Origin of the sequence: Chryseobacterium gallinarum, from assembly GCF_001021975.1 — a bacterium.
Classification (GTDB): domain Bacteria; phylum Bacteroidota; class Bacteroidia; order Flavobacteriales; family Weeksellaceae; genus Chryseobacterium; species Chryseobacterium gallinarum.
The window spans coordinates 4495037-4506537 of record NZ_CP009928.1 but is presented as its reverse complement, the minus strand read 5'-3'; the positions used below and the strand labels follow the sequence as shown (position 1 = coordinate 4506537).

General features: G+C 34.8%; 11 protein-coding genes. 10 read left to right on the top strand and 1 reads right to left on the bottom strand.

Annotated features, from left to right (window positions below):
* The first annotated feature begins 47 nt into the window (after positions 1 to 47).
* The 4 genes from OK18_RS20210 (at position 48) to OK18_RS20195 (ending at position 3645) form a co-directional block, all read left to right on the top strand.
* Positions 48 to 359 carry a ribonuclease inhibitor gene (locus OK18_RS20210; protein ID WP_228377660.1) on the top strand — a complete coding sequence of 104 codons (312 nt, stop codon included), beginning with the start codon at positions 48 to 50 and terminating at the stop codon, positions 357 to 359.
* A 281-nt stretch (positions 360 to 640) separates the two neighbouring features.
* The gene (locus OK18_RS20205) at positions 641 to 1270 is read left to right on the top strand and encodes an SGNH/GDSL hydrolase family protein (RefSeq protein ID WP_082129240.1); all 630 of its coding nucleotides are present in this window, start codon (positions 641 to 643) and stop codon (positions 1268 to 1270) included.
* Positions 1271 to 1614: 344 nt separating this feature from the next.
* The gene (locus tag OK18_RS20200) at positions 1615 to 3015 is read left to right on the top strand and encodes a T9SS type A sorting domain-containing protein (protein WP_157837416.1); all 1401 of its coding nucleotides are present in this window, start codon (positions 1615 to 1617) and stop codon (positions 3013 to 3015) included.
* Between the two features lie 171 nt (positions 3016 to 3186).
* Positions 3187 to 3645 carry a GyrI-like domain-containing protein gene (locus tag OK18_RS20195; RefSeq protein ID WP_053329183.1) on the top strand — a complete coding sequence of 153 codons (459 nt, stop codon included), beginning with the start codon at positions 3187 to 3189 and terminating at the stop codon, positions 3643 to 3645.
* A gap of 125 nt (positions 3646 to 3770) precedes the next feature.
* On the opposite strand, the gene OK18_RS20190 is transcribed toward OK18_RS20195, so the two are convergent.
* A complete protein-coding gene (locus tag OK18_RS20190) occupies positions 3771 to 4127 on the bottom strand; it encodes a diacylglycerol kinase family protein (RefSeq protein WP_053329182.1) in 357 nt (118 codons plus the stop codon).
* A 191-nt stretch (positions 4128 to 4318) separates the two neighbouring features.
* Between OK18_RS20190 and dnaN the strand changes: the two genes are divergently transcribed.
* The 6 genes from dnaN (at position 4319) to OK18_RS20160 (ending at position 11484) form a co-directional block, all read left to right on the top strand.
* Positions 4319 to 5449, top strand: a complete 1131-nt coding sequence (gene dnaN / locus OK18_RS20185) for a DNA polymerase III subunit beta (protein ID WP_050020357.1) — start codon at positions 4319 to 4321, stop codon at positions 5447 to 5449.
* Between the two features lie 120 nt (positions 5450 to 5569).
* Positions 5570 to 6280: a class I SAM-dependent methyltransferase gene (locus tag OK18_RS20180; protein WP_053329181.1), complete on the top strand. Its 711-nt coding sequence runs from the start codon at positions 5570 to 5572 to the stop codon at positions 6278 to 6280.
* 41 nt (positions 6281 to 6321) lie between these two features.
* Entirely contained in the window at positions 6322 to 7149 is an 828-nt protein-coding gene (locus OK18_RS20175) for an AraC family transcriptional regulator (RefSeq protein ID WP_053329180.1), read from the top strand.
* A gap of 65 nt (positions 7150 to 7214) precedes the next feature.
* Complete coding sequence (locus OK18_RS20170; RefSeq protein ID WP_053329179.1) at positions 7215 to 7847, top strand: DUF417 family protein; 633 nt, start codon at positions 7215 to 7217, stop codon at positions 7845 to 7847.
* A gap of 258 nt (positions 7848 to 8105) precedes the next feature.
* Complete coding sequence (gene pheT, locus OK18_RS20165; RefSeq protein WP_053329178.1) at positions 8106 to 10508, top strand: phenylalanine--tRNA ligase subunit beta; 2403 nt, start codon at positions 8106 to 8108, stop codon at positions 10506 to 10508.
* 565 nt (positions 10509 to 11073) lie between these two features.
* The gene (locus tag OK18_RS20160) at positions 11074 to 11484 is read left to right on the top strand and encodes an META domain-containing protein (RefSeq protein WP_053329177.1); all 411 of its coding nucleotides are present in this window, start codon (positions 11074 to 11076) and stop codon (positions 11482 to 11484) included.
* Positions 11485 to 11501 lie beyond the last annotated feature (17 nt).

The window sequence follows — 11501 nt, the reverse complement described above, 5'->3', positions numbered from 1 at the left end:
ATTTTTCGTCTTTAGAGGGTTTTTACGAAGAAATTTCAAAGGTCTTAATGAAAGACACCGATTGGAAAGTAGGAACCTTAGATGGGTTTAATGATATCCTTTATGGAGGTTTTGGTATATTTGAAAGTCATGAGGAAATTGAGATCCTGTGGGAAGAGTCAGAAAAATCAAGAAAGGATTTAGGGCTCATAGCAACTAAAGAATTTTACGAAAATAAAATCAGGAAAGGTAAGCCTTTCAATATAGAATTGGTCCGGCAAAAGCTAAAGGATCTAACGGAAGGAAAAGGGCAAACATTATTTGAAATTCTGGTGGAAATTATCGAATCGCACAGGAATATTATCCTGAAATTAGATTGATGAATCATCAATACTCCTTAATTAAACCTTATAGGTTTCAAAAACCTATAAGGTTTGAAATACCACCAATTTATCCAATCAACTTGTTGATTCTATCTTAGTATCTAAAATCTAAAGAATCATCAACATAGAAATCTTAATGGTTTAAAATCTTATCAATACATCCTGTCATAAAAAATCTCTCGCAGATTAGGCTGATTTAGCAGATTTTTATCTTACTTTGAAAAATAATTAGAAGCTTTGGGTAAGAAGCAAAAATCAATAAACAAAGAATTAATTGAATGAAGAAAATAGTATATGGACTGTTCTTTGGAGACAGTATAACGTATGGAGAATATGATGGCGTTTTTGGAGGTTGGGTAGATATTTTAAAGAGATATGCCCTTCAGAAATTTCATGAAGGAAATGGGCATGAACTGATCTTATTCAATTTGGGAATCGGTGGAGAAACAACAGAAGGTTTATTGAAGCGGATGCCTGCAGAATTAAGCGCAAGAAATTCCGCAGACGGGAATCTGGTTTTCATAAGCTACGGAGCCAATGATCTGGCTATAAAAGACGGAGTACAGGTAGTAGATCCTGGAAAATTTAAAAATAATATCATCACTGCTGTTCAGCAGGCCAAACAATTTTCAAGCGATATTTATCTGGTAAGTATTCTTCCTGTTTCTAAAAATATTGATGGAGTAGTGACGGGCTCGGGAAAATTAAGGTCAAATGAAGAGGTGATTGCTTATAATGAAATTCTTAAAAGTATTGCTGCAGATTACTCTTTGGGGTATATTGATTTTTATTCAGCATTGATAAGGGATAAAGAAATTCTGCTTTCTGCAGATGGAGTCCATCCCAATGAAAAAGGATACGGAATGATGGCTGAAGTAGCCATACCCATTATTGAAAGATATATATAACGGTTCATTTTTTATTACGAACCCGTGCAGAAATAACAAGTTGCATGGGGCTGTATTTTAAAATACTCAATAAGCGGCGGTCTCAAGAAGGGCAATCTTTTTGTAAATATAAAAGATTATCTCACTTTTGGGACTGCTTCTATTAATTATAATAATTATAAGCTAAAAAGATTATTCATTAAAATAATTACCAAAACAATTGCTATTTCATAGAGGTTGTGTTTTTATATTCTATTTTATTGATATTTAGATTTATATTTTACATTATAAATAAATTTTTATTTAATTTTTTTCTTATTAGTAAAGAAGTGTTATTTTTAGGGTCAACTAATAAAATAATGATCATGAAAAAAACATTTTTATTTGTCTTGATGACATTTTTTATGTCATGCGGTACTTTAAGTGCACAGCTTGACTATATTTTTATGCTGGATAATGGAGGTTCCCTGGATAAGTCCGAATATTTAGTGATGAGGCGTGGCGCTATTAAATTAATGGAACAGCTTATCGCCTGTAATCCTGAAAACAGGGTAGCAGTGGTACAATATGGGACTGGGGTATTTGATAATGACACAGGAGTGTATAAACCCTTAATTTATATAGAATCTGATTTTACCAATGATTTTTTTACAGCACAGAATTTTGAACGCCGGTTGGATTTCGGAGATTATTTTCAACAATCTATGGGCCTGGTGGGAGATGCCTTAGACGGAATTCCAAATCCTGATATTATAAGCCCCCAGAAAACATTGAATTCATTGCAGCAAACAAGGGTTGTTGTATTTACTGATGCAGAAAGAGCTTCAACTGGCCTTAATTCTTATCTTGTAAATCCTGCTTTTGCTGCCAATTATGGTTCTTATGAGGCATTTGCAAATGTGATGGATTTTAAAATTAACAGAGGGATAAGGTTTACGGTTATTCATGCTAATACAAACAATGATGCAATCCTGGCTGCCGCATCTATTGCCAGTCCTAACGGATCGTATACCGGGCCACTTGAAACTGTTGCCCAAGATCCAAGTAATGGTCATGCTAGGTCTTATTTTAATAGAACTAACGGATTTCATATGATGGCAGGAGAAACGAATTACTGGAAAGATTTAGCAGAAACCATATGTGTTTCTTCGGACAGAAATATAGATTTTCTTTATGAGCCAGGGCAATGTATACATGCTACTTCAGACCTTCAGGGATATTATCATCTTCCGGCTGGAATCACTTTGAAGGAGCTTAAATTGGACCTGATTAATTTGCAGACCGGCGCAGTATATCCAGTGAATGCTTATCCTGTGTTATCTGGAAACTTTTTTACTTTTAATTTTGTTACCTATAGCTTTGATGATGCATTGTCTGCTGGATCAACAGGTCCGCATAAATTCAGGCTGACGATGATTGACTCTTATGGGAATGTTGCTTATAGCTGGAACAAATACCCGTATTTTGACTTTGACATTGATATGAGCTGCCAGACACCGTTGAATGCAAGGTCTTCCGTGGAAGAAAAGTTTATCACACTAACCCCAAATCCTACCCATGGACTATTTAAAGCAATTCTGAACAAAGAAATTACATCAGGAACATTGGAAGTAAGCGATATGACCGGAAATACAGTTTTTAATAAAATAGTACGTGGAGAAAAAGAAATAGAAATAGACCTGACAGCTCGTAAAGAAGGAGTTTACATGGTAAGAGTAACAACTGATAAAAACGAAATATACTCAGAAAAAGTCATTAAAAAATAACAATAGGAAAAAGAGTCTGTCTCACTTTTGAGACAGACTCTTTTATTAAAATATATAAGTCAATTGGCTTAAGTCAAAACTTAAAACACAATTGCAGCAGATTTTTTTTAGCTCCTGACATACCCTTGTCACAATTCCTCTATACCTTTGACATCCAACAAAAATAAAGAAATGATTAAAACGAAAATCGAGCCTTTCAAGGTAATTGGCATTACAGTAAGAACAACTAATGAAAACAATCAGGCAGCCAAAGATATTGAAGCATTATGGGAAAAATTCATCACTGAAAATATTCAGGGGAAGATACCCAACAAGGTAGACAATGAGGTTTACTCAATATACACAGATTATGAAAAAGATCATACAAAGCCATATACTACACTATTAGGATGTAAAGTAGAACATCTTGATCATATTCCGGAGGGAATGACCGGAAAATCTTTTGATGGTGGAGATTATATCAAATTTACAGCAAAAGGAGATCTGGCAGAAGGCCTGGTCATTAATGAATGGTTTAAAATCTGGAGTATGGAACTGGGAAGAAGCTTCACGGCTGATTTTGAAATATATGGAGAAAAAGCGCAGGATGCATCAGATGCAGAAGTAGATATTTTTATTGCTGTCAAATAATATGCAGTGATGAAGCTGGAAGAGGAAAATGCCTGAGGTCTGGGAGATAGAAATATTCAACCACATATAAAAAATTAGCCTGGAAAGTTACAGGTCAATAAATTTTTGGGTTTTCTTCTTCCGGTCTAAATAAAAATATATTTCCAGTATACAAGAATTCCGACGATTACTGAAACGATAGCCATAAGAACCACAGCTCCTGCAGCAATATCTTTAATAAAGCCTATTCGTTTATCGAAATCGGGTTGAATGATATCACAGATCCTTTCAATGGCGGTATTGAAAATTTCAGCACTTAAAACGGCAAAAGAAACAATGAGAATAAGGGCTGCATCGGTGCCGGAAAGCTGTAAATAAAAAATTAAAAACAGGTTGATGAAAAATGCCATCAGTTCAACCTGAAAATTCCGTTCTGTTTTTATCATCACAAAAACACCCCGGAAAGCATTGAGAAAGCTGATATGTACAGGTGGTTTTCGCATTTTTATTTTTTACAAAGATAAGCTTTGCACTTTTATAATGGCAGATTTGCTGTCATCTTTGGAAATAGAGGAGACAAAACGCAACGCCAAGCCAGTAAACGAATTAATGATCTTTGTTAAAAACTCCTCAAGATTATTTTTTTCTTTGTTATATCTATTTATTATATTTGTAGAAACTTATTTTTAAATCTATGAAATTTATTATTTCAAGTGGTGAACTGCAGAAGGCTTTGCAAACTGTAAGTGGCGTAATATCAAGCTCTCAATCGAGACCTATTTTAGAAAACTATCTTTTTGAATTAGACGGAAATAATGTTACCATTACAGCATCAGATGGCGAAACGACTCTTGTTACTTCTTTGGAGGTAAAGTCTGATGATACGGGTAAATTTGCTGTTCCTGCTAAAATTTTTCAGGATTTTATCAAGACGTATGGTGAGCAACCTTTAACATTTGTTGTAAAAGACAATGCGGAAGGAACCGGAAGCCAGCTTGAGATTTTAGACGAAAAAGATAATTTTGCGGTAGCATTGGACAATGCTGACGATTATCCGGAATTGCCGGAATTTGATGCTTCCCAAAGCGTAACAATGCCGGCGGGAGTTTTATCTGAGGCGCTTACCAATACCCTTTTTGCAACCAGTAACGACTCTCTTCGACCGGTAATGACAGGAGTACTATTCCAGTTTGGGGAAAACGAAACGAACTTCGTTTCTACAGATTCTCACAGATTGGTTGTTTATAAAAGAGCAGACCTGATGAATGCAGAGCCTATGGAATTCATCATGCCTAAAAAACCTTTAAACATTTTCAAAAATATTTTAGCAAGTTCGAACGAAGAGGTTAAAATCGACTTCAATGAAAACATGGCTAAATTTACATTTGATAAGCATATCTGGATCTGTAGACTGATCGATGGAAAATATCCTAACTATACCGCGGTGATTCCAAAAGAAAATCCAAATGTATTGACCATCAACAGAAATCTTTTGCTGGGGGCTATCAAAAGAGCGTCAATCATGTCTAATAAATCCACCAACCAGGTACGATTTAAACTTTCAGGGAATATCCTTCATCTTCACGCCGAAGATACCGAATATGCAAACAAGGCAGATATGCAGATACCTTGCGATTACAACGGAGAAGATATTAACATCGGTTTCAGCTCTAAGTTTTTAACTGAAATGCTGACCATACTGGGATCTGATGATATCACAATGAAAATGTCTCAACCCAACAGGCCCGGAATCATTGAACCACTTGATGGTCTTGAAGACAACGAAAATATTTTAATGTTATCAATGCCGGTTATCGGATTGTAATTAAGAATAGAAAAACAGTAAAGCCGGAATTTTCCGGCTTTTACTGTTTATGGGAATTGTTTTACTCATTATTTCACAATATATTAGTGAAAAAATAATATTCTTGCATCCCACCGGTTTATGAAAAACATCTATGATCCCAATTATGTTAAAAAACTTTTCAATCATATGGCAGGATCATATGAAAGGATGAATTATATTACTTCTTTTGGTTTTTCTATCAGATGGCGAAAACAGTTTTTAAAAAAATTAGGAAATTCTAATAATGATTTAAAAGTTATTGATTTACTTTCAGGTCTGGGAGAAAACTGGGTTTATTTACATAAGAATTTTCCTAATGCTCAATTTTCTGCTCTTGACTTTTCTGAAAAAATGGTTGATAACTCCAGAAATAAAGCAAAAAAGATTTTCCAGGGAAATCTGCATCTGATTTGTGAAAATATTCTTCATCATCATCTTCCGTCAGACTATTATGATATTGTTTCTTGTGCCTATGGATTAAAAACATTTAATGCAGAACAACTTGAAATATTAGCAAAAGAAATAACAAGGATTCTTAAAAAAGGTGGAAAATTTAGTTTCGTAGAAGTATCCAGACCTGAAAATAAATGGATTTACTTTTTTTATAAATTCTATTTGGGTAAAGTGATCCCTGTTCTGGGAAAACTATTTTTGGGTGATCCTGATGACTATAAAATGCTTTGGGTTTATACGGAGCAATTTCAAAATAGCCGATCTGTAAAGGATATTTTTGAAAAGAATGGCCTGATAGTATCCTATGACAGATATTTTCTGGGGTGTGCATCCGGAATTAGCGGATGGAAAGAATAAATGAAAATCCTAAACTTGTTCTTCAATCTTGAAATAAAAATATGCCTATACACATACAATCATACTATTCCGGTTTCCCTTCAGAATTTACTACTGAAAACTATAGTGTAATAGTATGGAAAGGTTCCGGCTTTTTCTCTGTAGATGAAATAAACTATGCTTATAAAGGTTATAATATATTATTTCTTTCTCCTTATCAAAAATTAAAGCTGTTTTCAGAAACAGGGGAAAATATTTCTATTCTCCTATTTCATGGTGATTATTATTGCATAGAATATCATAAAGAAGAAGTGGCCTGTAATGGTTTACTTTTTAATAATATTTATTTAAATCCTGCTATAGAACTTTCCAAAGAGAGCTATGAATATATTCTCGGACTTTTTAATCACATTAAAAGAGAAGAATCAGAACAACATCCGTTTTCAGAATCGATAATCAAAACCTATATTCAGTTGATCCTTGCCTTAGCAAGTAAACAAAAAAGCAATATTGATCACAACATAACTTCTAGTGGAAAATTAGTCAATAAAAATGCCTCGAAATTTCAAAAACTGTTGGAAACCCATTATAAAAATGAAAAAGAACTTTCATTTTACAGTGATAAACTGAGTATTACAAATAATACATTAAGCAAAGCTGTTAAGAAAGAATTTAATAAAACACCGACCCGGCTTATCAATGAAAGAATCATTCTGGAGTCTAAGAAACTGCTGCACCTTACGTATCGTTCTGTAAAAGAAATAGCATCAGAGCTGGGGTTTACCGATGAATTCTACTTCAGCAGGTATTTCAAAAAATCAGTAGGCTGTTCTCCCAAAAATTACAGAAAAAAGGTAGGAGTTTCTGTGGTGGCGAAAATGTCCATATAATGTCATGAAATATCTATGTTAATACATCTTACATGAGGATACCTTTGTAAAAAAAAGTAAACCACATGCAAAACATTAGCGTATACAACCGTTTATTAAAATTGGATACTTATTTTCTCAATTTTCTTAGAATTTCAATTTTTGTTGTTATGGCCTGGATCGGCGGGCTTAAAGCTTTTCAATATGAAGCGGACGGGATTGTTCCCTTTGTTGCTAACAGTCCTTTGATGAGCTTTTTTTATAAAAATGCAGAAAATAAGGTGGAGAATAAAGATAAAAAAATCGTTGCCGAATACAGTTTATATAAAAATCCGGAGGGAAAAATAGTACAGAAAAATATTAACTGGCATAAGGAGAACGGAACCTATATATTTTCCTATGGTTTGGGCACAATGATTTTTCTGATAGGAGTATTGGTTCTGTCAGGTATTTGGTTTCCTAAAGCAGGTACTGTGGGAGGAATGTTAACGTTTTTAATGTCGTTGGTAACACTTTCTTTTTTAATCACTACCCCGGAGGCCTATGTTCCTAAGCTGGATGGGGATTATCCTACCCCTCAGTATGGGTTTCCGTATCTGTCAGGAGCAGGTCGCTTGGTTTTAAAAGACATTATTATGATGGCTTCAGGCTTGGTATTGTTTTCCGACAGCTTAAAAAAAGCGGTAAATCCTTCCAATGATCTACCCGGAATTAGATGAGAAATTTTACTATTGTTTTGAAAATCTTTTAAATAGAGCAATGAGCACACAGACAGAATTGGGACGGTTCGTAAAGGACCAATTAATGAAAATTTATTATCTTAAAGTTGCCCCTAAATTTCTCTATTTCTCAAAAAAACACGACATTTGTACGTTTAAAATAGTACAATGGTAATTGTACAAATTCAAATCAATTTTGAAAATACACCGGATACATTCATAGGCAGTATCCGGCTTTAGAAAAAATAAAATTATCAGATGAAAATATCAAACAATTGGCTGAAAGACTTTGTAAAAACGGAATTAAAAACTGAAAGAATCGGTGAGTTCCTTACAGATATAGGTCTTGAAGTTGAAGGGATAGAAAAATTTGAAAGTGTAAAAGGCAGTCTGGAAGGAATTGTTGTAGGTAAAGTATTAACCTGTGAAAAACATCCGAATGCTGATAAACTTAAGAAGACAACAGTAGATGTAGGGAACGGAAAAGTGTTGAACATCGTTTGCGGGGCTCCTAACGTAGAAGCCGGCCAAACGGTTCCTGTAGCGGTTGTCGGAACTAAAATTTATGATAAAACCGGAAACTTTTTTGAAATTAAAGAAGCAAAGATCAGAGGAGAGGTTTCCCAGGGAATGATTTGCGCAGAAGATGAGCTGGGCCTTAGCGATGATCACGGCGGAATTATGGTACTGGATGAGACAAAATATGAAGTGGGAAAAAACTTTGCCGATTATTTTGAACTGACCAATGATGAGGTTTTTGAAATCGGGTTAACGCCAAACAGAACTGACGCAATGTCTCACTATGGTGTTGCCAGGGATCTTCATGCTTATCTTTCTACCAATCAATTGAAATCACAGTTTAATAAAGTGGCTTCAGAAGCTTTGAATAGTGAGGGCTCAAATGATTTTAGCATCGAAATTGAAGATGCTGAATTATGTCCAAGGTACATCGGAGCAGTGATTGAAGATGTAAAAGTGGCAGAATCACCATCCTGGTTGAAAGACAGGTTAAGAGCCATCGGACTAAGCCCGATCAATAATGTGGTAGACATTACCAACTATATTCTTCATGGGTACGGTCAGCCTCTTCACGCATTTGATGCTGATAAAATTGCTGACAAAAAAGTGAAAATAGGACTGGTAAAGCCAGGAACAAAGTTTACAACTTTGGATGGGGTGGAAAGAACATTGAATGGTTCTGAAATCATAATCAAAGACGGTAAAGATAACCCGATGGGTATTGCCGGAGTATTCGGAGGAGAACATTCAGGAGTGACTGAAACTACAAAAACAATATTCCTGGAAAGTGCTTATTTCAACCCTGTAGCGGTAAGAAAAGGTGCGAAATTACATAGTCTGAATACAGACGCTTCTTTCAGATTTGAAAGAGGGGTGGATCCCAATATTACAAGAACAGCTATTACCCATGCTATTAAAATGATTCAGGAGATAGCAGAAGGTAAATTGAAGGGAGACCTGTTGGAAGAATACCCTAAGAAAATTGAAGATAACTATGTGATCTTAAGGTTCTCAAAAATTGAACAGATTTTAGGAACAAAAATTCACAGGGAAAAAGTAAAAGAAATTTTAAAGGCGCTGGAAATCCAGGTGTTAAATGAGATTCCTAACGGTTTCGAAATTTCTGTTCCTGCTTACAGGGCAGATGTGACAAGAGAAATTGATGTGATTGAAGAGATTCTCAGAATCTACGGATACAACAAAATCGATGCTCCACAAAAAATTTCATTTACCCCTGTTAAACTAAGCGCCAATGATCAGGATGAATTGGAAAATAGCTGGGCAAGAACTTTACAGGGGCTTGGTTTCAATGAAGTAATGAATAATTCACTGACTTCTGTAAAAGATGAAACGGATGCCGTAAAACTATTGAACCCTTTAAGCGGTGATCTTGCTTTCATGAGAAAATCTTTATTGGAAGGGCTTCTTCAGAATACAGTGTATAATATCAACAGGAAAAATCAGGATATTAAATTCTTTGAGTTCGGGAAGATCTATCTTAAAAAAGATCAATACGAAGAAAGAAAACAATTAGCTATTCTGGTTTCAGGGAGAGATGTTGCTGAGAATTGGCTGCAACCTAAATCGGCAGTAAGTTTCTATAATCTTAAAGCCTATGTAAAAGTATTGCTGGAAAGATTAGCCGTAGACTATAAAGAAGTAGCTTTATCAGACGAAAGATTCTCTGATGCATTAGCGTATGAGGCAGACGGTAAAGTCTTGGTAAGAATCGGAAAAGTAGCGCCGGTATTGTTGAAAGACTTTGATATTGATCAGGATTGCTTCTATGCTGAAATCGAGATTGAATTAGCTCAGGAATTACGTTCTAAAAATGAATTGAAGTTTAAAGACATTCCGAAATTCAACAAAATCAGAAGAGACTTAGCTTTATTGATTGATAAGACTGTTAACTATCAGGATTTATATCAGATTGCAAAGAAAAATAAATCCCCATTCATTAAGAGCATCAACCTATTCGATGTTTATGAAGGGAAAAATCTGCCGGAAGGGAAGAAGTCGTACGCAATGAGCTTCGAGCTGTTAAACGAGGAAAAAACACTGGAAGAAAAGGAAATCACAGAAGTAATGGATTCCCTAATTAAATCTTTCCAGAAAGAATTCAATGCTGAATTGAGATCTTAAATGTAAAAAACAATATATAGAAACGGACTTTGTAAGGTCCGTTTTTTTATTGATGTAGGTCTCAGATAAATCTTGGGATCAGTCTCAAAAATTGGGGATATAATAAATTGGGTCTGAATGTAAAAATTCTGTCTATTATTGATTAGCATCAAAATTATTGAGCTCGTTTTTCACGCAAAGTTTAAAAAAAATAATGTTCCATTTCAAGTAGGCAAAGAAGGCAGCATAGCTGCTGACTAAGCGCGCTTCATCAGAATCGATTAAAGATCGATTCATTTCTTAGCTTACTTAAAATAAAGAGTAATCAAAAAGAAATCTTTGCGTGAATTTTAAAAATTAAATAGATCTAAATGTTACAAGACCCCAACTTTTGGGCTTGATCCAAATCTTGGGCTAAACCCAGTTTCAATGACACACGAAGGAGTCCGGTGACAGATTATAGACAAAGATGGTATTTGTGCTTGAAAACTATTCAAAATGCAAGGTGTTAATGAATAATAAAATTTACAGGAACCCGTTTAAATAATATAATTTCCGTAAATTTGGTTAATTCAAAAAGAAAAAAATGAAAAATCTTTTTTTAAGTATATGTACAGCAGCGGTTTTGGCTTCATGTGGAACCATGACCAGTCCATCGGCTTCTAAGGTAGGAAAAGCTCAGCCTGCACTTGCAAATACAAAATGGACGTTGGCAGAAAATGTAAAAGGCAAAATCCCAACGCTGAATATTGAAGGAGAGAAAATCACCGGAAATGCCGGTTGTAATAACTATTTTGGAACGGCTAAAGTAGATCCGTCTACAGGAAGTTTTTCTGCCGGGCAAATGGGATCTACAAAGATGATGTGTAATAATATCGGTGTAGAGCAGAACTTTATGGATATGATGGGAAAAGCCAACAAGTATGTGATTTCCGGAAATACCCTGGAATTGTATAAAGACAATCTTTTATTATTGAAGTTTAACAAATCAGAATAAAACAAAAGGAACTCTTT